Consider the following 26,827-nt stretch of genomic DNA (forward strand, 5'->3'; position numbering starts at 1 on the left):
CATGAGCAGGGGCCACCTGCGGGTGCTTCTCGGCGCCGCACCCGGCGTCGGCAAGACCTACGCCATGCTCGAGGAGGGCCGCCGGCTGCGCGATGCCGGCGTCGATGTTGTGGTCGCGGTCGTGGAAACCCACGGCCGCGCCGCCACGTCCGCCCTGCTTGACGGGTTGGAAGTACAACCCCGCATCGCCCTGGACCACCGCGGCGTGCGACTCGACGAGCTGGACCTGGCCGGCCTGCTCGACCGCCGCCCCGCTCTCGCGCTCGTCGACGAACTCGCCCACACGAACGCCCCGGGCTCGGCTAACAACAAGCGCTGGCAGGACGTCGAGGCGATCCTCGCCGCCGGAATCGACGTGATCTCGACGGTCAACATCCAGCACGTCGAGTCACTGGGCGACGTGGTGCAACAAGTCACCGGGGTGCCGCAGCGCGAGACCGTGCCGGATGCAGTGCTTCGCCGCGCCGACCAGGTCGAGCTCGTCGACCTCGCCCCGCAGGCACTGCGCAACCGTCTCTCGGAGGGTGTCGTCTATCCGGCCGCGCGCATCGATGCCGCCCTCTCCAACTTCTTCCGCCTCGGCAATCTCACCGCCCTGCGCGAGCTCGCCCTCCTCTGGCTGGCAGACGAGGTGGATGTCGCGCTGCAGGCGTATCGCGCCGAAAAGGGCATTGCGGCTCCCTGGGAGGCTCGGGAACGAATAGTCGTGGCGCTCACGGGCGGGATCGAGGGCGAGACCCTGTTGCGCCGGGGGGCACGCATTGCGGCGCGGTCGAGCGGCGGGGAGCTGCTCGCCGTGCACGTGACGAGTGCCGATGGGCTCGCCGAGCCCGACCCGGGAGCGTTGTCGGGGCAACGCGCGCTCGTGGAGACGCTCGGCGGCACCTTTCACCAGGTCGTCGCGGAACAGACGCCCGGGGCACTCGTCGAGTTCGCCCGGAGTGTGAACGCCACCCAACTCGTGATCGGGGCATCCCGTCGCTCGCGGCTCGAATCGCTGCTCGGCGGGGCGGGTGTCGGGGCGAGCCTCATCCGCATGGCCGGCGACATCGACGTGCACATCGTCTCACACGCGCAGGCCGGAAAACGCCGGCTGCCGCGCGTCGGCGGGGCGCTCTCGGTGTCGCGCAGGCTTGCAGGCCTCGCCCTCACCATCGTCGGCCTGCCGCTGCTGACCTGGCTGCTGTCCTCGTTTCGCAGCCCCGACTCGATCACGAGCGACGTGCTCGGCTACCAGCTCTTCGTGGTGATCGTCGCGCTCGTCGGCGGCATCTGGCCCGCGTTGCTCGCGGCGCTGGCCGCGGGAGTGCTGCTCGACTTCTTCTTCGTGGACCCGCTCTACACCGTCACGATCAGCGAACCGCTGCACCTGCTCGCCCTCGTGATCTTCCTCGTGGTAGCTGCGCTCGTCAGTTTCGTCGTCGATCAGGCCGCCCGTCGGTCGCGCGCGGCCATCCGCTCGGCCGCCGAGGCGGAGGTGCTCGTAACCGTCGCCGGGAGCGTCATCAGCGGGGTGGACGCCCTTGACGCACTCGTGTCGCGGCTGCGTGAGGCGTTCGGGATGACGAGCGTCATCCTGCGCCAGGACGGCGAGGCGCTCTACACGGCCTTCGAGGCGACGCTGGCCGACGACGCCGACGACGAGACCTCGGTGCCACTCGGCGAACATGCGTCGCTCTACCTGCGCGGCAAGCGGCTCGAGGCCTCCGACCGCAAGATCCTGGGCGCTTTCGTCTCCCAGATCGAGGCCGCGCTCGTGCAGCGCCGACTGGCCTCGGAGGCCGAGGGCATGCGACCCCTCGCCGCCGCGGATCGGATGCGCAGCGCACTCCTCGCCGCGGTCGGCCATGACCTGCGGCGCCCGCTTGCCGCAGCAACGGCTGCCGTCTCGGCGCTCCGGGCTCCCGATCTCGAGCTGTCGGCATCCGATCGCACCGAACTCGTCGAGACCGCGGACGAGTCGCTCACCGCGCTCGGCTCGCTCGTGACCGATCTGCTCGATGTCAGCCGCCTGCAGGCCGGGGTGCTCGGTGTCACCCTCGCCGACGTGAGCATCGACGAGGTCGTCGGCAACGCGCTTGATGAGCTCGGGATGGGCCCGGGCGACGTCGAACTCGACCTCGGCGCCGTGCCCACCGTGCGTGCCGATGCAGCGCTGCTCGCGCGCGTCATTGTCAACCTGCTCGCGAACGCGGTGCGCTACTCTCCTGCCGGATCGCGTCCGGTGATCGCGACCAGCGAGTTCGGCGACCGGGTGCAGCTGCGTGTCATCGACACCGGGCCGGGAATCCCGCCGGAGCGTCTCGACGACGTGTTCCTGCCCTTCCAACGCCTCGGCGACACCGACAACACCACCGGTGTCGGCCTAGGGCTCGCCCTCTCAAAGGGGTTCACCGAGGGCATGGGCGGCACGCTCGACGCCGAGGACACCCCAGGCGGCGGACTCACCATGGTCGTTGAACTGGAGGCTGCACCGTGAAGATCCTCATCGCTGACGATGATCCTCAGATCCTGCGTGCGCTGCGCATCACCCTGACGGCTCGGGGCTACGACATCGTGACGGCCCCCGACGGACGCACGGCGCTCGATGCGGCGATTGCGGAGCATCCCGATCTCATTGTGCTCGACCTCGGGATGCCCGGACTCAGCGGCATCGAAGTGATCGAGGGTGTGCGCGGCTGGAGCCAGGTGCCCATTCTCGTGGTGTCCGGTCGCAGCGAGTCGTGGGACAAGGTCGATGCGCTCGATGCCGGTGCCGACGACTACGTCACCAAGCCGTTCCAGGCCGATGAACTGCTGGCGCGCATCCGAGCGCTCTCCCGTCGCACTCCGGCGACGACGGATGAACCGAGCGTCGCGTTCGGCGATGTCGTCGTGGACCTGGCCGCTCGCGTCGTCACGCGCGCGGGCGCGCCGGTGCGGCTCACGCCCACGGAGTGGCACCTGCTCGAGGTGCTCGTGCGGAACCCCGACCGCCTCGTCACCCGCGAGACACTGCTGACCGAGGTCTGGGGACCGCAGTACACCTCCGACACGGGGTACCTGCGCCTCTACCTCGCCCAGCTGCGCAAGAAACTCGAACCAGTGCCCTCGCAGCCGCGGTACCTGATCACCGAGACCGGGATGGGGTACCGGTTCACGCCGGATAGCTAGCTGACCAGGCCGGGCTCGACCGTCGGGTCTTCCGGGGCGGGCGACTTCAGGCCCTGGGCCTCCGCCGCACGGAAGGTCGTGTCGTACGCAAACGCCTTCGCGAGCACGTAAGCGAGAGCGCTGAGTGCGCCGAAGCTGAAGATCCCGTTGCCGAAATTAAGCAGGGTCTGCTCCACGACGATCCGCTCTCCGGGGTTGGCCTCATCGAGCCAGATCGCTGCGAACACGGACAGGGTGCCACCGATGAGGATTCCTGCCCATGCGAGTGCTCCGAGAAGACGTCGTGCGGAGTTGTTGTAGATCATGGCGGACTCAGGCAATCGGGTCGGCGTCGGGCTTTGCGACAGCGACCTTCGGCTTGTCCTCGAACTCGGGCAGGTGCGCGTTGCGGATGTCGTACGCGACCGACTTGGCCACGGTGAGGCCGATGAGCGAGAGCACGCCGAAGGAGAACAGCGCCTGGCCGATGAGGAGCCAGATGGCTGCAGCGGCGAGCTCCCCCGCGGATCCGTCGCGGTTCAGCACGATGCCGGAGATGAGCGCGATCACGGCGCCCCCTAGCAGGCCGACCCAGGTGAAATCCTGCAAGAGACGTCGCGAGCGGTTCTGGTAAGTCATCCTCACATCATGGCAGGACGCCCGACCTTAAGCGGCGAACAACTCCGCGAGGGGAGGAAGTTTCGCCGCCGTGCATCCGAGCCCTACGAGCGTGCCGTTCTCGACGCGCACGTAGACGTCGCCCTTGCCTTGCAGGCTGAGCGCCTGTGGCGCGCGCGGTGCGTCGAGAGCAACTGCCACATCGAAGGATGCCGTGGCCTTCGCGCCTCCGGCGTGGGTGGCGGTCGCAAGCTGGTGGCGCAGGGCGTCAGCGCCATCCCAATCGCCCTGAAGAAGGAATTCGAGCACGGAACGTTCGTGGTCTGTGAGGTCGCGTGATTCAGCCATGTACAGCCCAACCTCTCAAGGCCCGCGCGACATTCCCGTGTGACGAGATTCAGTTGCCGAAGGGCAGCAGCGCCGCACCGAAGATCAGGAACAGGTTGAAGAACGACAGCGCGAAGCCGACAGCGCCGAGCACGATTCCGGTCGTGGCGTAGCTGCGGTACTTGGGCAGCGCGGCCTCCTGGCCCAGACGCGAGCGGGCCATGATGCCGACGACCACCGCAATGAGCCCGACGAAGCCGACGAAGATGCCCACGATGCCGAGCACGAGTGCCGTGGTCGCCAGCGACTGCGCAGGCGTGCCGACCTGGGGCGGTGCGTAGGGGTTGACGGGCTGCGGTGTGGGCTGCGGGGGCGTGTATTGCGAGGGTGCGGGCGGCGATACGGGATGTCCCGTATCCGGCGCGGGCGGACCATACGCCGGTGCCGGGGCCGACTGGTGCCCTCGTCGGCTCTCGCTCCAGTCGACGCCGTTCCACCACTGCTCGCCGTTGCCATCGGGAGCGGGCTGCCATCCGGGCGAGAGGGGTGTCGTCATGGGTTCACTGTATCGAGAAGTGGGGAATGGGCCGGCTGTTACGCCGGGTTCTGTCCCGGTGCCGAAGCACCATCGACGGCCATCTATCTACGACGTACGTTGCCGCACGCCTCTAGCGGTCTACCCGAATGCTGGACGAGCAGCCCGTAACGCATTCTGTCTGACCTTGCTCCTGGCGAGGTTTACATAGCCGATCGGGTCACCCCGGCCGCTGGTGGTCTCTTACACCACCGTTTCACCCTTACCTCGTGAGCCGAAGCGCACGTGGCGGTCTGTTTTCTGTTGCACTGTTCTCGCGGGTTGCCCCGGGTGGGTGTTACCCACCGCCATGCTCTAAGGAGCCCGGACGTTCCTCGGTGGTTGTTACCAACCCACGCGACCGTCTTGCCGACCCATTCGGGTTAGGAGTCTACCGGCGGGAGCGCTTGCGTTTACCCCTGCAGCTCGCTGAGCTCCGGCAGACGATCGGGCTCGCCGTCAATGACGGACCAGTACTCCATGTTCGAGAGGAACCCGTCTTCAAGCCAGAAGATGAACCCGCCCACGAACTCCTCGTCGTAGAAGACCTGAAGGGCGAGTCGTACATTCGTCCGTCGAGTACCGCCGGAATGGCACCATCCGCGACCTGGATGTCGAAGGATTGGCATCCCGGATGCATAGCACCCGCGTACCGCGCGAACGGCAGTTGTTCTCGAAGCCGCGTCGCAACGGGGTCCACTTCTTCGAGCAACTTGTTGAGAATGACGAGTTCCTGCTCGGTGAAGTCCCGAATCTCCTTCGCAGACTCCTCCACTGCTAGAGCCCCGACTCCCCCGTGCGCACCAGGATGGCGTCGCTGGACGGGCAGATGAGAACGTCATCCGGAGCAGCGGCGCGAATCGCGACGAGCTCGTTCTCGAGCAGGCGCACACCGTTCGCGCCGGACACACCGCCGCGCAGCAGCGAGGCTCCGGTGCCGTAGCGGGCCTGCTGCTTCTCGTAGAGCGCAAGCAGGTCTGCAGGAACCTTGGCGGCGATCGTCGACCGGTTGGCAGCCGTGTGCTTCTGCTCATCGGTGATGACCTTGAGTTCCGTGTCACGCGCGACCTCGAGTTCGCCGATTTGGGCGCGCAGGTCGGTGAGCGAGGCCTGGGTCTCGGCGAGGGCCGCGTCGCGCTCCTCGAGCTTCTCCATAACGGTGAGTTCGATCTCCTCGAGGTCGAACTGGCGCTTGCGCAGCGAGGCGAGCTCGTGTTCGAGAGCCTGGGCATCCTTCGCAGAGGATGACGCCTGGGCACGCTCCTCGTCCCGCTTGATGCGCGCCTCCACGACCGTGACGTCCGACTCGAGTCGGGAGAGCTCGATCGTGACGTCCTCGCGGGCTCCGCGGCGCTCGAGCTCGGTGGCACGAAGACCATCGATCTGGCTCGTGAGCGTGGCGATGGCGGCGTGCTGGGTGAGGCTCTTCGCCTTGTACTCCAGCTGTCGCAGCTTGGTGTCGACCGCCTGCAGGTCAAGCAGCAGGGCCTGATCGGACGGACTGGCTTTCAGCGCCATACTTTCTCCACTCGGTTGTTCTGTACTACGACGAAATCCCACGGATCCGTTCGCAGGTCGCTCACCGTCACCGCCACGTCGGGCAGTGCGTTACGTAATTGGGCCGCCGCGGCATCCAGCCACAGCCATTCGCTCGCCCAGTGCGAGACGTCGATCAGAGCGGGGCCGCCGGCGACGCGGGCGTTCTCGCGGGCCTCGCTCGCGGGGTGGTGCCTCAGGTCGGAGGTGACGTACACGTCGGCGGCTAAGACGGCGGGTTCGGACAGCAGCGAGTCGCCGGCTCCCCCGCACAGGGCGACGGTGCTGATCGGTGCGTCGAATTCTCCGGAGACCCGGATGCCGCCGGCAGTTGCCGGGAGGAGCTCACCGATACGGGCCGCGAGCTCGCCGAGCGTAGTCGCGGCGGGAAGGGTGCCAACGCGTCCGATGCCGTTGGCCGTAATGGGCAGAGCCCCATCGAGACCTAGAGCAGAAGCGAACACCGCGGAGGTGCCCTCGTCCACGACGTCGGCGTTCGTGTGGGCCGCGACGAGCGCGCAGTCGGCCTTGATCAGGCGCGAGATCACAGCGCCCTTGTAGGTGCTTCCCGCGACGGTGGTGACACCGCGCAACAGCAGCGGGTGGTGCACGAGCAGCAGGCTCGCACCCAGCTCGATGGCTTCGTCCACCGTGTCGAGTACGGCATCGACGGCCAGGTGGATCGAGGTGACCGGCGCGGAGGGGTCGCCCGCGAGGAATCCGGGTGCGTCCCAACCCTCTGCACCGCTCAGCGGCCACAGCTCTTCGATGACGCTGTTCACCTCGGCGACGGTTGGGGACATACGACGATTCTAGTTTGGCGAGCCCGGTGTCGATTCCTGTCGACGGATGCCCGGAATGCCCGCGACCAGCGGAACCAGCATCCCGAGCGCAAGCGCAGCGAGCACACCGAGGTCACTCGTCGCGAGCACGCCGTCTAGCGGAACCCCGAGCAGCGGGAACAGGTAGCCCTGCCAGGTGAGTCCCACGACGGTGGCCGTCGTGAGCCCGAAGCCGAGCCCGGTGATGACGAGGAAGGCGGGCAGGTTCACCCAGTGCACGCTCGGGTAGACGCCGCCCGCAGCGAGCAGGGATCCGGAGTCGTAGCGGCGCCTCCGCAGCAGGAGATCCATGCCGAAGATGCCTGCCCACGCGGCGACGGGAACCGCAACGGTCGTTGCAACGTCGCGGAACAGGCCGGTGAGGTCGGGCGACAGGAACGCGAGTCCCACGGCGATGCCGCCGAGCAGGATCGCCGTGAGGAGCGTGCCCGTGGGGCGCGTCATCCTCACACCGACCGACTGCAGGGCGAAGCCGCTCGAGTAGATGCTGACGACGACCGCGGAGAGCAGGCCGAACGCGGTGGCCGCGATGAGCGGGATCGGGTACCAGACCGGCAGGAGGCGCCCGATCGTGTCGAGGGGGTTGGCGAGAAGGCCGGCCGCGAACTGGTCGTCGGAGGCGGCGAGCAGCGCGCCGTAGCTGATGAGCAGCACGGTTGGGATGCCGGCACCGAATGACGCCCACACTGACGACGCAGGGCCCGACGATGACGGGTTCTGGTAGCGCGCGAGGTCGGCGCTGCTGTTCGCCCAGACGACGCCGATGAAGCTGAAGACGAGCACCGCGCCGGTCACGAGCAGCAGCCAGGAGCCGTCGGCCACCGTGCGCATGGCGCCGAGGTCGATGGATGGCGCGGTGAGCGCGATCAGCCCCACGATGAGCAGTCCCGAAACGATGCTCACAACGAGCTGGAGCTTCACAACGAGCGCGTAGCCGAAGTAGGCGATGACTGTCGCAAGCAGGAGGCCGACGCCCAGACCGATCAGGGTGAGCGTCGTCTGGCCGAGGCCCCCGTCTGACTGCGCGCCGACGAGTATCGCCGCGACCGAGGCCGCGAGCAGCCAGAGCAGGGCTGCACCCCAGAACAGGCGGGCCAGCAGGGCCACCAGGGCCGGGATGACGTTGCCGTGCACACCGAACGCCGCACGCGAGATGACCATGGTGGGCTGGCCGCTGCGCTTGCCCGCGAGCACGCCCAGCCCCAGCGGGATGCACGACAGCACAACACCGATCACCGTCGCGATCACGGCCTGCCGCGGACTCATGCCGAGCGACAGGATGATCGCACCGAACGCGATGCTTACGACGGAGGAATTGGCGGCGAACCAGAGCCAGAAGGTGCGGGCGGCACGGCCGACGCGCTGGTCCTGCGGGGTGGGCTCGATGTTGGCGCGCTCGACGGCGAAGATCTTCGGGGCAACGGGCTCGGGCGTGGGCGTGGTTGCCTCGGCTGTGGTGACCCCGTCAATTTCAGGCTCGCTCATGAGCACCACGACCGGCTCGACCGGAGCTAGTTGGGCCCCGTAGGCACGATCGCTCTCGTCGATGCCGTCGAGCTCTTCGTCCCCATCGAAGCCGGAGACCTCTTCGCTACTTTTTCCTGCGCCCGCCGAACCAACGGCGGAATCCGGTAAAGGGCGCGGCTCCGCGGCCACCGGCGCTGCGGGATCTCCACCGGAAAGGAGATCATCGAAGTTGAGCGGGGCGCCCGGGGCGGCCTCGCTGGATGGGGTGGAAGCTGATGCGGGCGGCTGCGGTGCCGGAGGCATGTCCGCAAGCGGCTGCTCGGGCCAGCCCTGCATGGGCGGCGCGTCAACCGTGAATGGCGTCGAGTCGTCGGCGGCTATCGCGGAGTCGAAGCTCGCGACGGCTTCCGGTGTCGGCGCCGGTGCCTCGAGCGGGACCTCGGGGGCTGCGGGTTGCGCGGCAACCTGGTCGGCGACCGGCTGTGCCGCTTGTTCGGCCGGCGGCGGGGTGATGAACCACGGCTCGGGCAGTCCCGGCTCGGGGGCCGCGGGCGGCTCGACGAGCGTGGGAGGGCTGAACGGCGGCGCAACGAACGGCTCGGGCTCAGGTGCTGCGGGACTTACTGGTGCTGCGTCGAACTGAACGGTTTCGGCCGGTGCTGGTTCAGCGGGTGCTGGTTCAGCCCAGGGGTTGATCGTGGGGGCCTGTGCTGCGGGCTCGGCGACCGGCTCCGGCGGGGTCGTGCTGAACAGTGCGGAGAAGGGATCGGCGAGCGGCGCTTCGACGGGCGTCTGGTCGACAGGTGACTGTGCAGCGGCTGCGGCAGGAGTCGTCTCCCACGGGTACGGCTCGGACTGAGGTGCGACGGGCCGCTCGGGCTGCTGGAACTGCTCCGGTTGCTGGAACTGCTCAGGCTGCTCCGGCTGCTCGAAAGGCTCCGGCTGCTCAGCGGCCAGGCTCCACGCGGCGGTCTGGGGCTGTTCGGTGGGCTCGGGAGTCGGCTCGGGATCGAGGGTCCAGACCGCGGTCTCCTCGGCGGTCTCGGGGGCCCACGGGGTGGGCTCGGCGACCGGAGTCGGCTCGGGGTTCCACGGGGTTGATCCGAAGGATTCCGGTTCGACGGAGGCCGGTTCCGGCTCGACCGGAACGATGGCGGGCGGCGCGAACGGCGCCTGGTCCCACGGGGCGGGCTGCGCCGGCTCGGCCGCAGCAGGATCGGCAAAGACGGGTTCGGCGGCAGCAGGCTCGGCCGGCGCCTCTTCTGCCACGGGCGCGGCGCTGAAGGTGAACGGGTCGTAGGCGGGAGCGCCGGGTTGGACGGTCTCCTGCTGGGGCGCCTCGGGCTGAGCTGGCTCGAAGTCGTTCACCGGGGCCGCCGGCTCCGGCTCGGGTTGGTTGAAGAAGTCGAACGGAGCCGGGGTCACGGGTTCGGCAGGGGCTTCTTCTGTTGCCGGTGCGGCACTGAAGTCGAGCGGATCGAACGCGGCACCTTCCGGCTCGCCTGCAGGGTCGACTGGAGCCGGGGCGACCGGCTCGGCGGCAGCTTCGTCCGCAACGGGCGCGGCGCTGAAGTCGAATGGATCGTAGGCGGGAGCTTCGGACTCGACGGCAGCTTGGGGCTCGGCTGCAGGCTCATCCTGCGACGCCTCGGGCTGAACAGCGTCGAAGTCGCCGACCGGGGCTGCAAAGTCAGGGGCTGCCTGTTCCGGTTCCGGCTGGCTGAAGAAATCGAACGGAGCCGGAGTTGCCGGTTCGGACGGCGTCTCTTCGGCTGCCGGAGGTGCGCTGAAATCGAACGAATCCGCGGCAGGCGCCTCAGGCTCGGCCGCGACTTCGGTCTGCGAAACCTCCCTCTGCGGCACTTCTGCCTGGAAACCCTCGAATTCGCCGGTCGGAGCTGCGAAGTCGGGTGCTGCTGCGTTCTCGGTCTCGGTCTGGTTGAAGGAGTCGAAGGAGGCCGGAGTCTCCGGTTCGGCGGGGGTCTCGGGAGCAGCGGCGTTGAACTCGACGGGATCGGCGGCGGGAGCCGCTTCCCCGACAGGAGCCGCGGGTTCGGCAGGCTGCGGGTCGGCAGGGAACGCTGCATCAGGAGCCTGATGAGGCTCGGGAGCCGACTCGGCGACTGGCGTGGTCGCAGCGGGAGCCATGTCGAACTCGCTCGAGTTCCAGTTCTGCACGGGCGGAGTGGTCGTCTCGGCGGGGGACGCAACAGGCTCAGAAGCAACAGGCTCCGAAGCAAAAGGCTCCGAAGCAAAAGGCTCAGTCGCGACCGGTTCGGGCACGACCGGCTCAGGCACAAAGGCCTCGGGAACGACCGGGGGCGCCTCGGTGGGCGACGGCGGCACGATTCCGGTGAACTGGGGGCGCACCTTGTCGACGGCCGCGAGGGCCTCGGGGCTGCCGATGTTGAGCATCGACTGCTCCCAGTCGCGGTACTCCTGAGCTTCTTCCTCGCGCATGCGCAGTTGATCCTGCAGCTCCTGCATCATCCCGTTGGTGCCTTGCGGCCCATTGGCGATCTCGAGAGCGTTCATGAGCTGCTCGTCCGACATGGAACGACGCTGCGGAATCCACGGCGGACCGGCCGGAGCGGACAGGTTGGCGAGGCTCGCGGCCTGCTCGGCTGCACTCGGCATCACGAACGGCTCGCCGATCGGCTGCGACCTCGGGAACGGCGGCGGCGGGAAAGCCGCGGGCTGCTCGAAGCTGTCGGGCGTGAAGGTCGGCTCGTTCAGCGAGCTCGGCACGGCGGGCGCCTCGTACGCGGGCGGCTGGTAGCTGGGCGCGGCTGGCTGCTCGAAGGTCGGAGCCGGGTAGTCGGCGGGTGAGGATGCCGCGGGCATCTCGAACGCGGACGACGGGGGCGGGGGTGCCGGCTGCCACGAGGGCGCTGCCAGGTAGGGCTCTTCGGCGACCGGCGGCTCGGGCGGAGCGGCGGGAGCGGCCGGCGCCTCGTAGGCCGGGACTTCCCATACCGGAGCCTCGGCGGCCGGAGCGGCAGGCCGCTCCCACACGGGAGCTTCGGCGGCGGGCGTCTCGTAAGCCGGGACTTCCCATACCGGAGCCTCGGCGGCCGGAGCGGCAGGCTGCTCGTAGACGGGCGGCTCGTACACCGGCGGCTGCTCGTTGAAGACGGGCGGCGGAACGTACGCGGGCGGAGCTTCGTACACGGGCGGCGCGTCGACGACAGGCGGCACCTCGTATACCGGCGGGGCCGCCACGGGCGCGACGTACGGCGGCACCTCGTAGGCGGGCGCGGCAGGGGCCGGCGGAACCTCGTAGGTCGGGATCTCAAAGGCGGGCTCGGGAGGAGCGGTAGCAGCAGGAGCCTTCGGCGCGAACAGCCCCGAGAACGGGTCCTCGTCAGGAATCGGTGTTCCAGTGGGGTCTTCGAGCGAGTAGATCACGGGCATGGAGCCCGTGAGCGTTCCCAGTTCGGTGGCGAGCGCGTTCGCGAGTTCGTCGTCATCGACGGCTGCGGGCTCGGCGGAGGGTGCTTGCGGAATGGTGGGCGGCGTATACGTGGAACGGTGAACGGGAGGCTCGATGAAGCCGTCGTCCGCCGTCAGGCCATCTTCGGCCCGATCGTCGCGCGCGTCTTCGGTGCTGCTCATGCCCAAAATACTAAAGCTCCACAGGAGGGTTTCGTGGCTGCCGAGCCGAAACAATTACCGTTACGCCCACGAAGATGAGGGCGAGTCCGACCCAGCCGAGAACGTCGAGACGCTCGCCGACGATCAAAACAGCCAACAAAGTAGCGACAAGTGGCTCGATCAGGGTGATGGTGGTGACCACGCTGCTGCGCAGATTGACGAGTCCAAAACCGAACAATAAATAGGCGAAAAACATCGGTCCGACTGCGAGATAGCTCGCAATACCGACGGTCGAGAGAGAGTCGAGCAGCGGCCCGCCGGTGAGCAGCAGTACGGGAAGCAGCGCGATGGCGCCGAGTCCGAACATCCCGCCCATGATCGACCGGCTCGCGTGCCCGGTCCCAATGGCGCGACTCGACGCATAGGTATAGAGCGCGTAGGCGAGGCCGGCGAGCAGTCCGAGCAGTACGCCGACGAAGACATTTCCCGATCCCGCTCCCCCGTGGCCGCCGAAGCTGAGCAGCACGATTCCCGCGATCGCGATGGTCGTGGAGACCAGCCAGCGACCGGAGAGGCCGCGCTTCTCCCAGACCCATTCAAACAGCGCGGCGAAGACCGGGCCGGAACCCAGGGCCACGACGTTGCCGATCGCGACGCCCGCTTCATCCATGGCGCTATAAAAAGCGAGCGGGTAGACGAAGACGCCGACGGCACCGATCAGAAGCCAGCGACGCGCTACGGGATGACGAATCGCGGCGAGGGCGCCCCGGGCCGACACGAGGAAGAGCAATAGAGCCCCGCCGACCATGGTCGACGCGCCGATCGCGAGGGGGCTGACCGCATCCGGCAGAAAGCTCGCTGCCGTTCCCGTGGTGCCCCACAGCACGGACGCGAGCACGAGGGCGAGCGCACCCGTTGACACCCCGGCTCTCCCCGTCATTCCAGCAACTTAGCTGAGAGCGGGCAACAGCGATTTCGGCTAGGGCGCCACGCACGCCCTGTCTCGCCCCGAACTGGGGTGCCGAAACGCCGTCGCGCGACGATTCGTCGTGGATACGCTGGGCTGCACAGCCCCTCACCTTCCGGAGTTCCCACATGAGCACAGCACCAGCAGCAGACGCCACACCCACCGAGGCCGTGCCGTCCGGCACCTTCTTCGCCAAGCTGCTCGCCAACTTCGAGCTCACCATCGCGATCCTCCTCGGCATCGTCTCGATCGCTACGGCGTATGCGTCGTTCCAGGCGGCCCTCTACGACTCCCAGATGGCCGGCGCCTACCAGCAGGGCAGCAACCTCTCGACCGAGGCGGAGTCGCTCTACCTCGAGGGCAACCAGCAGTTCATGCAGGACACCCAGGTCTGGAACCGCCTCACCGAGCTGCAGATCGACGCGCAGAGCTCCGACCCGGTCATCGCGGCCGACGCCCAGAACAAGTTCGACACCCTCGAGTTCCAGGCCGTGTCCGAGGACTTCGCCAAGGCCATCGAGACCGCCAACGCGCAGAACGAGGCGGATGCCGAGTTCTACTACAGCCCGCTCGACGACGAGGACTACCAGGCGTCGCTCTTCAGCGACTACGCCGACAAGAGCGACGAGGGCATCGCCACCATCAAGAAGGGTGACTCGTTCAACTCCTTCAGCGACCAGCTGACGCTGTACACGGTGCTCATGTCGATCTCGCTGTTCCTGCTCGGCATCTCGGCCGTGGTGCGCCAGCTGCGCATCCAGGTCATCCTCGCCGCGACCGGAACCGTCATCTTCATCGTTGCCGCGATCATGACGGCACTTGTGCCGTTCGTCTCGCTGTAACCGGTGCGCACCGCAACTAGCCTCGTCGCCCTCGCAACGGGCACAGCGCTCCTGCTCGGGCTCGCTGCCTGCAGCGCCGAAGAAAAGGCGGTGAAGTCCGGCAGCTGGACGGTGCTCTCGTACTCGATCGCCGACACCGACCTCGAGCCGTACATGATGGACGACGTGGCCGAGATGGGCTCCGTCGGCAGCCAGGAGAACCTGAACATCGTCGCGCTCGTGGACCGCTCCGCGGACTACACGGCGGATGACGTTCTCGGCCAGGGCGACTGGGTCGGCGGCAAGCTGCTCGCGGTGACCGACGGCGGTGCCGACGAGCTCGAGGACATGGGCGATGTGAACACCGGCGACCCCCAGGTGCTCGCCGACTTCATCACGCGCGGCATCACCGAGTACCCGGCCGACAATTACGCCCTCATCATCTCCGACCACGGCGCATCCTGGCCGGGTGTCGGCGGCGATGAGTCGTTCGACGGCGACGGCCTCGACCTCGAAGAGATCAACCAGGCGCTCACCGACGGACTCGCCGGCACCGACGTCGAGAAGCTCGATCTGCTCGGCTTCGACGCCTGTCTGATGGCGACCTACGAGGTCGCGAGCAAGCTCGCTCCGCACGCCGAGCGCCTGCTCGCCTCCCAGGAACTCGAGCCCGGACACGGCTGGGACTACACGGCCCTGCAGACGATCCCCGACAACGGCGGTGCGACGGTCGACGAGCTCGGCTCCGCACTCATCGCCGGCTTCGAGGCGCAGGCGGTCGACCAGGAGACCCAGGCGGAGATCACGCTGTCCCTCGTCGACCTGAACGCGATTCCTGCGGTGGATGACGCGCTCGCTGCGTTCAGCGGCGCCCTCGTCGAGCGTGCCGCGGGTGTCGCTCCGGTTGTGGGGCGCTCGCTCGCGAGTGCCCTCGGCTTCGGCCGCAATCCCGACCCAGAGCAGGACGTCTTTATGACGGATCTCGCGATCCTCGCGGGCGAGATCGGGGTGGATGCGCTCGACGTGTCCGATGAGGCGGATGACCTCATCCGCGCCATCAACGACTCGGTGCTCGACAAGGTCGACGGCCAAGCGACGAAGGGTGCGACGGGACTGTCGATCTACTTCCCGCCGACGGAGGCGTTGTACAGCAGCGACTACGACGCGCTGGGTGTGGATGGCGACTGGGCCGACTTCCTCGTGGCCTACTACGGTGCAGGTTCAGCGGTGCCGGAGGAGAGTCACACGACCTTCGCCGACGGTGACGCGGTGATCGATTTCGACGCCGACGGCGTGAATGTCACCGCCTCGTTCGACGCGGAGGGCGCCGAGAACATCTCCGAGGCGTTCATCCGCTACGGCACTGTCGACGCGGACGGCTCGGTGACCTTTCTCGGTCGCGAGCCCGCCGACTTCGACGATGAGGGCGAGGTGGTGGGCAGCTACGACCTCAGCCAGCTGACCATCAGTGACGGCGAGGACACCACGGGTGCCTACCTCGACATGACGATCGACGGCGATGTCGTCACCTTCGACGTGCCGATGACCTACTACGCTCCGGACGCCGAGGACGGCACGGACGCCCTGCTCTCCCTCGTGATCGACGGCGACGACCTCATCAGCGAGACCTACTACACCCACAACGTCGAGGCCGGAACCTACGGAGCCCTCAGCGCGGACCCCGACGGCATCATCTCCCCGGAGCTGCTCAACGTGGACGCTGACGGCACGGAACAGTGGCTCTCCACCTCGGACTACGGCCTCTACGCCGACCTGCCGAACCTGGAGTACGACTTCCCGAACCTCGAGTCGGGCACCGAGCTCTACCTCGAGCTTCAGGTCGTCGACTTCAGCGGCAACGTCGACACGGTCGCCGTCACCGTCGAGGTTCCCTAGGCCCGGTGAGAGGTCAGACCCCGGGTGACAGGCTATTTTCGGGCGACAAATCCGGCGAGGGCAGGCCGAACTCGTGCTTCAGCGCGCTGGTTGCGGCGCGCCATCCCGCAAGCCCATGAACACCCGGGCCGGGTACAGCCGATGACGACCCCAGGTAGAGCCCCGTGACCGGTGTGCGCCACGGTTCGCGGGCCAGCACCGGGCGGGCGAGCAACTGCTTGATGGTGGCGGCGCCCCCGGCGATATCGCCCCCGATGTAGTTGGGGTTGTAGTTGCCCATGTCGACGGCGCTCATTGAGGATGACGCGAGCACAAGATCGCGAAAACCCGGGGCGAACCGCTCGAGCTGTGCCGTTATGGCCTCGGTCGCGTCCAGCTCGGAGTGGCGCGGAACGTGGGTGTAGGCCCAGAGCACGTGCTTTCCTGCGGGCGCCCGGCTCGGATCGAACGCCGAGGGCTGTGCGACGAGCACGTACGGGCTCGTCGGGTGCTTGCCGTCGTCGACCTCGCGTTCGCCGCGGGAGACCTCTGCGCGGGATCCCCCGACGTGCAGCGTCCCGGCCTTGTGCAGCTCCTCGTTGGCCCACGGAACCGGGCCGGAGAGCGCGAAGTCGACCTTGGCGACCGCGTTGCCGTAGCGGAAGCCCTCGAGGCGGCGCTTGTAGGTGGTGGGGAGCACGTCGTTCGCAATCGCGCTGAGCGCCTGCGAACTCGTGGTGAGCAGCACGATCTTTGCGTCGGGAAGCTCAGCGAGGCTCGCGATCTCCTGTCCGACGACGATCTCGCCGCCGTGCGCGACGAGATCGGCCGCGAGGGCATCGACGATGGCTTGGCTGCCGCCGACGGGGATCGGCCAGCCCTTCGCGTGCGCGTAGGTGCCGAGGGCGAGACCGGCGCCGGCGGGAGCAAGCCCGGGCATCGGCGAGATGGTGTGCGCGGCGATGCCGGTGAGCATCGCGGGGGCGACGTCCTCGCGGAAGCGCAGGTTCCACAGCGGCGATCCCTGCTCGAGCGCCCGCAGCCCGAATCTCGCTGCCGTGATCGGGTTTCTGGGGAACTGCAGCAGCTGGTCGCCCGTGAAGTCGGCGACCTGCTGGGCGTGCTCGACGAGCGGCCCCATCAGCCCGCGCCAGGCCCGTCCATCGCGACCCAGAGACTCGACCGCGCGATCGAGGTCGTGGTAGGCGAGGCCGGCTCGTCCGTTGTCGAGCGGATGCCCGTAGGAGATCTCGGGCGTGACCAGCTCGATGCGCTTCTCGAGCCCGAACGCCTGGAAGAAGCTCGAGGCGAGAGCCATCGGATGCACCGCGGAGCACACGTCATGGTGGAAGCCGGGCAGGGTGAGCTGTGCCGTGCGCGCTCCCCCGCCGATGCTGGTATTGCGCTCGTACACCCGCACCTTGAGGCCGGCGCGGGCGAGAGTGACGGCAGCGGCGAGACCGTTCGGGCCGGCTCCGACAACAATTGCGTCGAGTTCGCTCATGGTGTCGAGGTTAGCGGCGCTTGAGCAGGGCGACGACGGCCGTGGCCGCGGCGATCCCGACTGCGCCACCGATGGCCGTCGCGGTCTTGCGGTGCCCGATGGCCCACGTCGCGGGGCTCGCCGACCAGGCGCGGTCGCTGAAGATCCCGCGTGCACCGTGGTCGCCCTCGACGGGCGCGCGCAGGTTGTTCGCCCACATCGGCTCCGTCTTCTCCGGTGCCTGCTGGCCGTCGTACCCGGTGCGCGCGAGGAACCAATCGAGGGCCCTCGTGGAGACGCGGTTGCCGAGGATCGTGCCGATGGTGGGTTCCCCGACCCAGGTTCTGCGGCGAGGGGTGTCCGCGACATCCGCCACAGCGACAGCACCGACTTCGGGCTCGTAGATCGGCGGCACCGGCTGGGGGTGGCCCGGTAGCTGCGACTTCACCCAGTTGAACTGGATGGTGTTGAGCGCCGGCATGTCGACCGTGGAGATGGCGACATTACTCTTCGCGTGCAGCAGCTCGCTCGTGACCGAGTCGGTGAACCCCATGACCGCGTGCTTGGAGCCGCAGTAGGCGGCCTGCAGCGGGATGCCGCGGTGCGCGAGTGCCGACCCGATCTGGATGACGTGACCGCTGTCGCGCGGAACCATGCGGCTCAGGGCCGCTCGGGTGCCGTTGACGAAGCCGAAGTAGTTGACGGCGGTCGCGCGCTCGAAGTCGTCGGGGTCGGTCGTCAGGAACTCGCCGAACACCCCGACCATCGCGTCGTTCACCCAGAGGTCGATCGGGCCGAGTTCGTCCTCCACGCGATCGGCGGCTGCCTCGACGGCGTAGCGGTCGGCAACGTCCGTAGGGATCGCGAGGGCGCGACGCCCCCTGGCGCGCACCTCGGCAGCCGTCGCCTCAAGGCCTTCCTGGCCGCGGGCCAGGATGGCGACGTCCCAACCCCGATCGGCCAGTTCCCGCGTGATAGCACGGCCGAGGCCGGCCGTTCCCCCGGTAACCACTGCGATTCCCTTGCTCATGACTGCTCCGTCTTCTCACCATTGGCGCTGCGTCCCTCGGCGAGGAAGGCGAGTCTGCGGAGCGTCTCCGTGTTGCGGGCGTACAGCCCGACGTCGAGCAGCGGGGCGGGAACAAGTGCGCCCGGGCCGGTCACAGCACGCTCCTTGATGCGCACGAGGCATCCGCCTCTCGACGGCTTCACGTCGAGCTCGACGAGGGCCTCCCCGATGGGCCAGCCCTTGGGGCGGATCACCATCCGGTGCGGCGGATCGAACTCCTTGACGACGGTCTCGTCGTTGATGAGCATCGGCCAGACTCCGAAGGAGTGCTGCAGCTTCGAGCCGACCGCGGGCCAGTTCGGGTCGACGTCGCGCATTCGGGATGCCCCGACCACCCATGCAGGGAACAGCCAGCCGTCGGCCAGCACATCGAAGACGTCCTGTGGGGTGCACTTCATGCGACGAACGTTGGTAGACATCCAGCCAGTTCAACAGAGGGATGCCCGGCTCGCCTACCCGTACAGCGAACGTTGAGGCAATGCCCAGATGCGGGCGGACTCCCGCGGCTCAACTACGCTCGCCTGATGACTTCCTCGCTCGCACGCCCCCTCGTTCTCGTCGCCGCCTCGCTCCTGGTTCTGACCGGATGCACTGCGACGGCCGCGCCGACCGGTGGGGCCACGCCGAAGGAGACGACGACACCCGAGACCGCCGAGACGATCACGCTCGCCGAAGGGTGCGAGGAGTTCGGCATCGCCTTCGAGCAGTACTCGAAGCAGGTCGTCGACGCCGAGGGCAACACGACCCTTCCCCAGCTGAGCGAGGGCACGAAGACACTTGCTGCCGCTGCCGCGACTATCGCCCCGCGCCTCGGATCAGCAGACGCGGAGGCCGCCGAAGCCTTCACGAAGGTCGTGGACGCCGCCTCGGTGCTCATCCTGGAATTGGACTCGACCAAGGACACCGTCGAGACCTACAACTTCGAGGGCGACGTGCCCGCCGCCTACAGCGCGTCGATGCAGGAGCTCACCGACGTGTGCGTGCCGGAGTAGCTTCGAGAGCGATTCTCAGCGCGAGCCGCGCCCGCTGGTAGCGGCCGCGAGCCGTCGATTCCCGGATGCCGAGCACCTTCGCGGCGTCGACGACCGAGACGCCGTCCCAGTGCACGAGCCGCACCAGCTCGGCCTGCTCTACAGGGAGGGAGTCGAGCGCGTCGGTAACGTCATCCCGTTCTACGGGCGTATGCGTGCGGGAAAGAACCTCGCGCAGGGCGTCAGACAGGGCGATGCGACGCCTTCTCCCCCGATGCCAGTTGGCGAGGCAGTTGCGCGCGATGCCGAACATCCACATGCGTTGCTGCTCGGGATCGGTCGGCAGCCGGCCGACCCGGCGCCAGGCAATGAGGAAGGCGTCGGCCACGAGGTCGGCGGCGTCCTCGGGCGTGTCCACACGGCGCAGGAAGTAGTGCAGCAGGTCAACGGCGACAGTGCTGTGCAGCGCCTCGAGTTCGGCGGATCTCACTCGGCGGGCTCTTCGTCGCAGCCGAAGAGCCCCTCGACGGTCACGCCGTACTTCAGCAGTTTCGCCTCGGCGAATCCGGCCATCACCTGGGCGTTGATCGACTGGATGAGGCGCAACTCCTCCGGCTGTCCCTCGCTGATCGCCAGGTCACTCGGGGTGAGAGCGGACAGGTCGGGTTCGAGTGCATCCGCATCGATGTCCTGCAGGAAGATGCGCGCTGCGATCAGGTTGGCCTCGGCGGTCGGGTCATCCCGCTTGGACTGGGGATCACGCAGCACCTGGACCGTGATCGAACAGCGCGAGGGCACGCCGTCGACCACGAAGGTGCGCTCGGTCGCGAGCTCTGGCTCGGAGAGGAGGTCGATCGCGGCGGGAACGGCCGTGGCCGCGGTACCTCCGGCAAGGGCAGCGACCAGGGCGATGATCGCTGCGGTCTTGACGCGGTGGCGGCGCACTCGGCGCGGGCCCTGAGCGGCGACAGTGTGCGCGAGTCTTTGCGCCTCCCCACCATCGTCGACGAGAGGCGGGCGCGCCAGCCGCGCGTCGAGCTCATCGTCGGTCACTGCGGGCACGTCCATACGGCGTCCTTCTCCTGGTCCGGCTCGATTGCAGCGTACGGCGACCACTGCACGAATCCGCCGCGCGCCACGTACTCTCGCGCAAACGCGTCCCGGGCTGGCGGCTCGTCGATCGGGAAGCCCGCATTACGCAAGCACTCAACGACGATCAGGCTCTCGTCGTAGACGATATTCGCGTTCTCGGTGCCCGGCTCGAAGATCGGCCCGAGCCCGGCGACGCACGCGTCGTAGTCGATGTTCAGCTGGCGAGTTTCGTCAGGACTGTCGTAGAAGTCGCCGAGGATGAGACCCCATCCGCCGTCACTGTTCAGCGTCACGACGTGGCCACGGTCTCGCATGCACTCCGCGACGTCGAGGTTGAGCTGGTGCTCTCGTTCGCTGGCCGACGTTGCGGTCGAGACAGTCGATCCGCTGGCGGAACTTGCGGCCGGGACATCCGCTCGGCTGGCGGCGGCGCAGCCGGAGAGCAGCGCGGCTGCGACGACCAGGACGGCGATTCGGGATGGTTTCATACTGCGTACCTGTCCGGCAGGCGGCGAAACTTAACACGAGAGCCCGAAGATCGCTAGCCTCGTCGCGGAGGCGAACGGTGGACACCAGAGGGTACATGGATCGGGTTGGGCCCAGCGGCACGGGCACCTTGGATTGGTTGAGCGCCGACGAGGGTGGACGAGCAGCCCCTTTTCCCTTGAAGGAGCATCGCTACGTCACAAACTCGCAGTTCAGTCGGATGAGAGAGGACCTGAATCGCGGCGCAGACCTGCCGGCTGACGGGCTTACCGTCCTCATCGAGTACCTGGATGAGGATCGGGTCAGTTATCTGTTCCCGGTCAATGCGCTTGCGGAGCTCTACATCGAGGTTGGATCGGTCGTCCACATCATGGAAGGACCGCACAACACGGCCACACTGACCGTCGAGACTATCGACGCGCCTGCTGGCTCTCAGAACTGAATGAAGACTGTGGTGGGCCCTACCGGGATCGAACCGATGACATCCACGGTGTAAACGTGGCGCTCTACCAGCTGAGCTAAAGGCCCTCGACGGTTTCCCGCGAGTGGCTTAAGGATATCGGCAACTCGCTGTTCTCAATAATCGGCGTGCCGCATGCGCTGCAGCCAGTCGGCGATGAGGGAATCACACAGTGCTGGCTGTTCCAGCAGGATGCCGTGCCCCGCAGCATCCAACGTCGCGAAGGTTGCCCGCGGGTAGTGATCGATCGTCCGCCAGGCATCGCGGTAACCGACGACGTCATCCTGCCGGGCGGTGAGGTGCAGGGTCGGCTGCACAAACGGTTCGGGATGCCGCAGCTCAGGCTCGTGATCCAGCGAGTAGCGCTGCGCGATGCGATCGAGGGCAATCTGGTCGGCGGCGTTGAGTCCGGGCAGCTCGTGCCGGAGGAAGGCTCGCGCGCCACCCGTGGACTCCACCACGGCGCCCTCGCGGTACTCGCTGAGCGCTTCCCCGAGGATCGCCTCGACCTCGTCATCGCGCCACAGCACTGTGCGCGGCGGCACGATCCGCTCGGCATGCGTCGCAACGAAGACACCGGCGATCGTCGCCAGACCGAGCACCTGCTCGCGCCGTTCGTGCGCGACGTAGCGGGCGATCATGCCGCCGAACGAGTTGCCGAGTACGGCGAACGGCTCGTCGCCAACTCTCTCGCGGATTTCGTCGAGCACCGCGTCCGCGACCTGTTGTGAGCTGCCGATCGAGCCGGCCGGGCTGCGCGTGGCACCCGGCAGGTCGAGGAAGATGCGCCGCCATCCGCCCGCCCGCTCGAACGTCGGGTCGAGCGGCAGGAGGCTGCGGTGGTCCATCCCGAAACCATGGAGCAGGACGATCGGGGTACCGGAGCCGGACTCATGAGCGAACACGAGGCGAGACTACGCGGAGGGTACGACCTGCGTATCGAGCAAGTTCGCAGGTACAGCGGAAAAGGCTGCGCCGGTCGTATGCTCGCCCCATGCCTCCGAGAAAAGCGCGCGCCGAGCACCGCTGGCCGGCCGTCGCCGCCCTGGTGGTGGCGCTCACGCTCTACGCCACACTGCCGAGCAGCTTCTTCCCTCCGCTGCGCTACGCGGTGGTCGCGATCGGCGTGCTGCTTCTTATCCCCCTCATCGCCACCAACCCGATGCGTTTCAACAAGGAGACGAAGCTCAGCCGCATCCTCTCCCTCGGGCAGGCGCTCTTGCTGCTGCTGGCCAACCAGGTCGCGCTCGTGCAGCTCGTCATCCTGCTCATTCACGCCGATAAGGCGGATGGCCCGTCGCTTCTGCTCGCGTCGGTGCAGGTCTGGGTCACCAACGTCATCGTCTACGGCCTCATCTACTGGGAGATGGACCGCGGCGGACCGGTGAATCGCACGCGGGCTCCGCGGGACGAGTTGCCCGAGGCGGACTTCCGCTTCCCGCAGGACGAGGATCACGACGCGGTCGAGGAGGTGGCGCACCGGTCATCGATGAAGTCCGATTGGACCGCCAGCTACCTCGACTACCTCTACTTCTCCTCCACGAACTCGATGGCGTTCAGCCCCACCGACACCATGCCGCTCTCGCACCGCGCCAAGGCGCTCATGTTGCTCGAATCGTTTGGCGGGTTCGTGATGCTGGCCCTGGTCATCGCGCGGGCGGTCGCGCTGCTGGGATAGCGCGTATGGTCAGCGGATGACCGACACCCAAGCGCCCCGCGACTGGCACGCCGACCACACCGCCCACCTGACCCTCGGTCAGCGCGCCGCCGACCGCATGCGCAACATCATGGGCAGCTGGGGCTTCGTCGGCGGATTCATCGCCTTCATGATCGTCTGGGCGATCATCAACTCCTCGACCACCGCCTGGGACCCGTATCCGTTCATCCTGCTCAACCTGTTCCTGAGCATGCTGGCGGGGCTGCAGGGCGCCATCCTCCTAATTGCGGCAAAGAGACAGGATGCGATCGCCGCAGCCCTCTCGCAGAGCGACTACGACACCAACACGACGTCGAAGTCGGAGATCGAAGAACTGCTCGCGATCAACAAGCGCCAGATGGAGCTCATCGAGGAGCTGGTAGCGCGGGTTCCGAAGGTCTAGACCTTCGTGAGCTGCAGTTCCTCGACGGCCGCCTGGTACTCCTCGATGGAGCGGGCCTCGCCGGGCGCGGTGATGAACGACGCGCGGATGATGCCGTTGATGTCGATCAGGAAGGTGGCGCGATTCGCGTAGCCCTTGCTGTCGAGGAAGACGCCGTACTCCTTGGCAACGCTGCCGTGCGGCCAGAAGTCGGCGAGCAGCGGGAAGTCGTAGCCCTCGTTCTCGGCGAAGGCACGGAGAACGGCCTTCGAATCGACGGAGATTCCGATGAGCTCGATGTCGTTGTTCTTGAACAGGGCGAGGTTGTCGCGCAGGTCGCACATCTCCGTCGTGCAGGTGCTGGAGAAGGCGAGGGGGAAGAAGACGAGGGCTACAGCCTTCTTGCCACGGAACTCACCGAGTCGAACGTGTTCGCCGAACTGGTTGGGGAGTTCAAAGTCGGGTGCCTGGGTATCGTTTTCCAGAGCCATGATGCGCTTCCTTTCGTGCCCCGAAATGCTTGCGGAGCACACACGATTGGCAATGCTACGCCTGCGCGCACTGAAATGCTGGCACGCGGGCCCCGGGTGAACGACTCGGGTCGTTTGTGAGAACTAGAATCGTTGGGGCGCAGCGAACCCGATCACCGTAACCCGGCGAATCGGCGTGCCGCGCAGGATCTGTCTTAACCAGAAAGAGGTCAACGGTGACGGTCAACGACCAGGACCCATACTCGGTGAATCACATCGACAAGGACCCGGAGGAGACTGCCGAGTGGCAGGAATCCCTGGACGCCCTCGTGGCGACGCAGGGGCACGAGCGCGGTCGCGAGATCATGCTCAGCCTCCTCAAGCGTTCCAAGGAACTGCACCTCGGCGTGCCGATGGTGCCGACAACGGACTACCTCAACACGATCAACGTTGAAGACGAGCCCGTGTTCCCCGGCAACGAGGAGATCGAGCGCAAGTACCGCGCGTGGATCCGCTGGAATGCCGCGATCACCGTTCATCGCGCACAGCGCCCCGGTATCGGTGTCGGCGGACACATCTCCACTTACGCGTCCTCCGCTGCCCTCTACGAGGTCGGGCACAACCACTTCTTCCGCGGTGCAGGGCACTCCGGCGGTGGCGACCAGATCTTTTACCAGGGTCACGCCTCCCCCGGCATGTACGCCCGCGCATTCCTCGAGGGACGCCTGAGCACCGACCAGCTCGACGGATTCCGCCAGGAGAAGTCGCACCCCACCGGCGGACTCTCCAGCTACCCGCACCCGCGTCTTATGCCGGACTTCTGGCAGTTCCCGACCGTCTCGATGGGTCTCGGCCCGATCAACGCGATCTACCAGGCCCAGTCGAACCGCTACCTGACCAACCGCGGCATCAAGGATGCCTCCGACCAGCAGGTCTGGGCCTTCCTCGGTGACGGCGAGATGGATGAGGTCGAAAGCCGTGGAGCCCTGCAGTGGGCCGCCAACGACGGTCTCGACAACCTCAACTTCGTCATCAACTGCAACCTGCAGCGCCTCGACGGCCCGGTTCGCGGTAACGGCAAGATCATCCAGGAGCTCGAAAGCTTCTTCCGCGGTGCCGGCTGGAATGTCATCAAGGTCGTCTGGGGTCGCGAGTGGGATGACCTGCTCAAGAACGACCACGAGGGCGCGTTGCGCGATCTTATGAACCGCACGCCCGACGGCGACTACCAGACCTACAAGGCCGAGTCCGGCGCCTACGTTCGTGAGAACTTCTTCGGCCGCGACCCGCGCACCCTCAAGATGGTGGAGCACCTCACCGACGATCAGGTCTGGGGACTCAAGCGCGGCGGCCACGACTACCGCAAGGTCTACGCCGCGTTCAAGGCGGCATCCGAGCACAAGGGCCAGCCGACCGTCATCCTCGCGAAGACCGTCAAGGGCTATGGCCTCGGCCCGAGCTTCGAGGGACGCAACGCGACCCACCAGATGAAGAAGCTCACCCTCGACAACCTCAAGCAGTTCCGTGACGAGATGCACATCCCGATCACCGACGCCGCCCTCGAGGAGAACCCGTACCAGCCGCCGTTCTACCACCCTGGCGACCAGGACGAGGCGATCCAGTACCTGCAGGAGCGTCGTCGCGAGCTGGGCGGCTACCTGCCCGAGCGTCGTTCGCGCTTCACGCAGATCGAGATGCCCGAGGAGAAGACCTACGAGATCGCGGCCAAGGGCTCCGGCAAGCAGGAGATCGCCACGACCATGGCGTTCGCCCGACTGCTCAAGGACCTGCTGCGGGACAAGAGTGTCGGCAAGCGCATCGTGCCGATCATCCCGGATGAAGCGCGCACCTTCGGTATGGACGCCTACTTCCCGACGGCGAAGATCTACAACCCGAACGGCCAGACCTACACGTCGGTCGACCGGGAACTGCTGCTCGCCTACAAGGAGAGCCCGCAGGGGCAGATCGTGCACGTCGGTATCAACGAAGCCGGCGCCTTCGCCGCGTTCACGGCTGCGGGAACGCAGTACGCGACGAACGGCGAGCCGCTGATCCCGGTCTATGTCTTCTACTCGATGTTCGGGTTCCAGCGCACCGGCGACGCTATGTGGGCTGCCGGCGACCAGATGGCCCGAGGGTTCATCATGGGCGCAACGGCAGGACGCACGACGCTCACCGGTGAGGGACTGCAGCACGCTGACGGTCACTCGCTGCTGCTGGCGTCCACCAACCCGGCCGTCATCTCCTACGACGCAGCGTATGGCTACGAGCTCGGCGCCATCGTCAAGGACGGCATCGAGCGCATGTACGGCGGGGCGCACGAAGACCCCAACGTCATGTACTACCTGACTCTGTACAACGAGCCGATCGTGCAGCCCGCGGAGCCCGAGAACTTCGACCGCGAGGGTGCGCTCAAGGGCATCTACCACCTGCGTGCCGCCCACAACTTCGGACCGCGCGCCCAGCTGCTCGCGTCAGGCGTTGCTGTGCCGTGGGCGCTCGAGGCCCAGCAGCTCCTCGCCGACGACTGGAATGTCGCGGCAGATGTCTGGTCGGTTACCTCGTGGAGCGAACTGCGTCGCGACGGCCTGGCGGCTGAGGAGCACAACTTCCTCAACCCCGACTCGGACCCGGTCATCCCGTACGTCACCAAGAAGCTCGCGGCCAGCGAAGGACCCTTCGTCGCCGTGACCGACTTCATGCACGCCGTACCCGACCAGATCCGCCAGTTCGTGCCGCGTGACTACTCAACGCTCGGCGCCGACGACTTCGGCTTCTCGGACACCCGCGCTGCGGCCCGCCGTTACTTCAAGATCGACAGCCACTCGATGGTCGTTCGTACTCTCGAGGCACTGGTCAAGAAGGGCGAGCTCGATCCGTCGATCCCCGCCCAGGCGATCGCTCGCTACCGCCTGCTCGACGTCACCGCCGGAACCACCGGCAACGCGGGCGGCGACAGCTAGAG

Annotated in this window: 26 protein-coding genes, 1 tRNA gene and 1 other RNA gene; 9 read left to right on the forward strand and 19 right to left on the reverse strand. The window is 67.3% G+C overall.

Going from position 1 to position 26,827, the window contains the following annotated elements; genetic code table 11:
• The first annotated feature begins 1 nt into the window (after nt 1).
• Together EYE40_RS05320 and EYE40_RS05325 are read left to right on the forward strand one after the other, a co-directional pair.
• Nucleotides 2-2,479 (forward strand): ATP-binding protein, encoded by a 2,478-nt coding sequence (locus tag EYE40_RS05320; RefSeq protein WP_130980977.1) that lies wholly within the window; start codon nt 2-4, stop codon nt 2,477-2,479.
• Nucleotides 2,476-3,153 (forward strand): response regulator, encoded by a 678-nt coding sequence (locus EYE40_RS05325; RefSeq protein ID WP_130980978.1) that lies wholly within the window; start codon nt 2,476-2,478, stop codon nt 3,151-3,153. Before EYE40_RS05320 ends, EYE40_RS05325 begins: the two co-directional genes overlap by 4 nt.
• Here EYE40_RS05325 and EYE40_RS05330 read toward each other — a convergent pair.
• The 10 genes from EYE40_RS05330 to EYE40_RS05375 form a co-directional block, all read right to left on the reverse strand.
• A complete protein-coding gene (locus tag EYE40_RS05330; protein WP_130980979.1) occupies nt 3,150-3,458 on the reverse strand; it encodes a hypothetical protein in 309 nt (102 codons plus the stop codon). The genes EYE40_RS05325 and EYE40_RS05330 overlap by 4 nt on opposite strands.
• Nucleotides 3,459-3,465: 7 nt before the next feature.
• Nucleotides 3,466-3,771, reverse strand: coding sequence for a hypothetical protein (locus tag EYE40_RS05335; protein WP_130980980.1), 306 nt, complete (start codon nt 3,769-3,771; stop codon nt 3,466-3,468).
• A 27-nt stretch (nt 3,772-3,798) separates the two neighbouring features.
• Nucleotides 3,799-4,098 carry a hypothetical protein gene (locus EYE40_RS05340; RefSeq protein ID WP_130980981.1) on the reverse strand — a complete coding sequence of 100 codons (300 nt, stop codon included), beginning with the start codon at nt 4,096-4,098 and terminating at the stop codon, nt 3,799-3,801.
• Between the two features lie 49 nt (nt 4,099-4,147).
• Nucleotides 4,148-4,633 (reverse strand): DUF4190 domain-containing protein, encoded by a 486-nt coding sequence (locus EYE40_RS05345; RefSeq protein ID WP_130980982.1) that lies wholly within the window; start codon nt 4,631-4,633, stop codon nt 4,148-4,150.
• A gap of 23 nt (nt 4,634-4,656) precedes the next feature.
• Nucleotides 4,657-5,028: RNase P RNA component class A (gene rnpB, locus EYE40_RS05350), an RNA gene on the reverse strand.
• Nucleotides 5,029-5,064: 36 nt separating this feature from the next.
• On the reverse strand, nt 5,065-5,280 hold the full coding sequence (locus EYE40_RS05355; RefSeq protein WP_130980983.1) for a hypothetical protein: 216 nt from the start codon (nt 5,278-5,280) through the stop codon (nt 5,065-5,067).
• Nucleotides 5,281-5,428: 148 nt separating this feature from the next.
• Complete coding sequence (locus EYE40_RS05360; RefSeq protein WP_193554484.1) at nt 5,429-6,169, reverse strand: zinc ribbon domain-containing protein; 741 nt, start codon at nt 6,167-6,169, stop codon at nt 5,429-5,431.
• On the reverse strand, nt 6,160-6,990 hold the full coding sequence (locus EYE40_RS05365; protein ID WP_130980984.1) for a Nif3-like dinuclear metal center hexameric protein: 831 nt from the start codon (nt 6,988-6,990) through the stop codon (nt 6,160-6,162). Before EYE40_RS05365 ends, EYE40_RS05360 begins: the two co-directional genes overlap by 10 nt.
• 9 nt (nt 6,991-6,999) lie before the next feature.
• The gene (locus tag EYE40_RS05370) at nt 7,000-12,111 is read right to left on the reverse strand and encodes a cytosine permease (RefSeq protein WP_130980985.1); all 5,112 of its coding nucleotides are present in this window, start codon (nt 12,109-12,111) and stop codon (nt 7,000-7,002) included.
• Nucleotides 12,112-12,121: 10 nt separating this feature from the next.
• Complete coding sequence (locus tag EYE40_RS05375; RefSeq protein ID WP_130980986.1) at nt 12,122-13,030, reverse strand: DMT family transporter; 909 nt, start codon at nt 13,028-13,030, stop codon at nt 12,122-12,124.
• A gap of 155 nt (nt 13,031-13,185) precedes the next feature.
• On the opposite strand from EYE40_RS05375, the gene EYE40_RS05380 reads away from it, so the two are divergent.
• Together EYE40_RS05380 and EYE40_RS05385 are read left to right on the forward strand one after the other, a co-directional pair.
• Nucleotides 13,186-13,899, forward strand: coding sequence for a hypothetical protein (locus EYE40_RS05380; protein WP_130980987.1), 714 nt, complete (start codon nt 13,186-13,188; stop codon nt 13,897-13,899).
• 3 nt (nt 13,900-13,902) lie between these two features.
• Nucleotides 13,903-15,774, forward strand: a complete 1,872-nt coding sequence (locus tag EYE40_RS05385; protein ID WP_130980988.1) for a clostripain-related cysteine peptidase — start codon at nt 13,903-13,905, stop codon at nt 15,772-15,774.
• Between the two features lie 13 nt (nt 15,775-15,787).
• Here the strand turns inward: EYE40_RS05385 and EYE40_RS05390 are convergent, their stop codons facing one another.
• Genes EYE40_RS05390 through EYE40_RS05400 form a run of 3 tightly spaced genes read right to left on the reverse strand, consistent with a single transcriptional unit; the run spans nt 15,788 to nt 18,724 of the window.
• Entirely contained in the window at nt 15,788-17,257 is a 1,470-nt protein-coding gene (locus EYE40_RS05390) for a phytoene desaturase family protein (RefSeq protein WP_130980989.1), read from the reverse strand.
• A gap of 10 nt (nt 17,258-17,267) precedes the next feature.
• Nucleotides 17,268-18,266 (reverse strand): SDR family oxidoreductase, encoded by a 999-nt coding sequence (locus tag EYE40_RS05395; RefSeq protein WP_130980990.1) that lies wholly within the window; start codon nt 18,264-18,266, stop codon nt 17,268-17,270.
• Complete coding sequence (locus EYE40_RS05400; RefSeq protein ID WP_130980991.1) at nt 18,263-18,724, reverse strand: SRPBCC family protein; 462 nt, start codon at nt 18,722-18,724, stop codon at nt 18,263-18,265. The genes EYE40_RS05395 and EYE40_RS05400 overlap by 4 nt, the downstream gene beginning before the upstream one ends.
• 105 nt (nt 18,725-18,829) lie before the next feature.
• On the opposite strand from EYE40_RS05400, the gene EYE40_RS05405 reads away from it, so the two are divergent.
• Complete coding sequence (locus EYE40_RS05405; protein ID WP_130980992.1) at nt 18,830-19,297, forward strand: hypothetical protein; 468 nt, start codon at nt 18,830-18,832, stop codon at nt 19,295-19,297.
• On the opposite strand, the gene EYE40_RS05410 is transcribed toward EYE40_RS05405, so the two are convergent.
• From EYE40_RS05410 to EYE40_RS05420, 3 genes are read right to left on the reverse strand one after another with little or no spacing between them, the layout of a single operon-like run.
• Nucleotides 19,272-19,766, reverse strand: coding sequence for an RNA polymerase sigma factor (locus EYE40_RS05410; RefSeq protein WP_130980993.1), 495 nt, complete (start codon nt 19,764-19,766; stop codon nt 19,272-19,274). The two genes, EYE40_RS05405 and EYE40_RS05410, sit on opposite strands and share 26 nt — an antisense overlap.
• Entirely contained in the window at nt 19,763-20,344 is a 582-nt protein-coding gene (locus EYE40_RS05415; RefSeq protein ID WP_130980994.1) for a hypothetical protein, read from the reverse strand. The genes EYE40_RS05410 and EYE40_RS05415 overlap by 4 nt, the downstream gene beginning before the upstream one ends.
• On the reverse strand, nt 20,326-20,856 hold the full coding sequence (locus tag EYE40_RS05420) for a hypothetical protein (protein WP_130980995.1): 531 nt from the start codon (nt 20,854-20,856) through the stop codon (nt 20,326-20,328). Before EYE40_RS05420 ends, EYE40_RS05415 begins: the two co-directional genes overlap by 19 nt.
• 218 nt (nt 20,857-21,074) lie before the next feature.
• Here EYE40_RS05420 and EYE40_RS05425 point away from each other — a divergent pair, with 218 nt between their 5' ends.
• Nucleotides 21,075-21,296, forward strand: coding sequence for a hypothetical protein (locus tag EYE40_RS05425; protein WP_130980996.1), 222 nt, complete (start codon nt 21,075-21,077; stop codon nt 21,294-21,296).
• 10 nt (nt 21,297-21,306) lie between these two features.
• On the opposite strand, the gene EYE40_RS05430 is transcribed toward EYE40_RS05425, so the two are convergent.
• Nucleotides 21,307-21,382: transfer RNA gene (locus tag EYE40_RS05430), tRNA-Val, on the reverse strand.
• A 48-nt stretch (nt 21,383-21,430) separates the two neighbouring features.
• Nucleotides 21,431-22,219: an alpha/beta fold hydrolase gene (locus EYE40_RS05435; protein WP_130980997.1), complete on the reverse strand. Its 789-nt coding sequence runs from the start codon at nt 22,217-22,219 to the stop codon at nt 21,431-21,433.
• Between the two features lie 89 nt (nt 22,220-22,308).
• On the opposite strand from EYE40_RS05435, the gene EYE40_RS05440 reads away from it, so the two are divergent.
• Both EYE40_RS05440 and EYE40_RS05445 read left to right on the forward strand, forming a co-directional pair.
• On the forward strand, nt 22,309-22,992 hold the full coding sequence (locus EYE40_RS05440) for a DUF1345 domain-containing protein (protein WP_130980998.1): 684 nt from the start codon (nt 22,309-22,311) through the stop codon (nt 22,990-22,992).
• A 16-nt stretch (nt 22,993-23,008) separates the two neighbouring features.
• Complete coding sequence (locus tag EYE40_RS05445) at nt 23,009-23,413, forward strand: DUF1003 domain-containing protein (RefSeq protein ID WP_240034724.1); 405 nt, start codon at nt 23,009-23,011, stop codon at nt 23,411-23,413.
• Here EYE40_RS05445 and EYE40_RS05450 read toward each other — a convergent pair.
• Nucleotides 23,410-23,883: a peroxiredoxin gene (locus EYE40_RS05450; RefSeq protein WP_130980999.1), complete on the reverse strand. Its 474-nt coding sequence runs from the start codon at nt 23,881-23,883 to the stop codon at nt 23,410-23,412. The two genes, EYE40_RS05445 and EYE40_RS05450, sit on opposite strands and share 4 nt — an antisense overlap.
• Before the next feature lie 215 nt (nt 23,884-24,098).
• Here EYE40_RS05450 and aceE point away from each other — a divergent pair, with 215 nt between their 5' ends.
• Nucleotides 24,099-26,825 (forward strand): pyruvate dehydrogenase (acetyl-transferring), homodimeric type, encoded by a 2,727-nt coding sequence (gene aceE, locus EYE40_RS05455; protein WP_130981000.1) that lies wholly within the window; start codon nt 24,099-24,101, stop codon nt 26,823-26,825.
• Nucleotides 26,826-26,827 lie beyond the last annotated feature (2 nt).

It is taken from the genome of Glaciihabitans arcticus, from assembly GCF_004310685.1.
Classification (GTDB): domain Bacteria; phylum Actinomycetota; class Actinomycetes; order Actinomycetales; family Microbacteriaceae; genus Conyzicola; species Conyzicola arctica.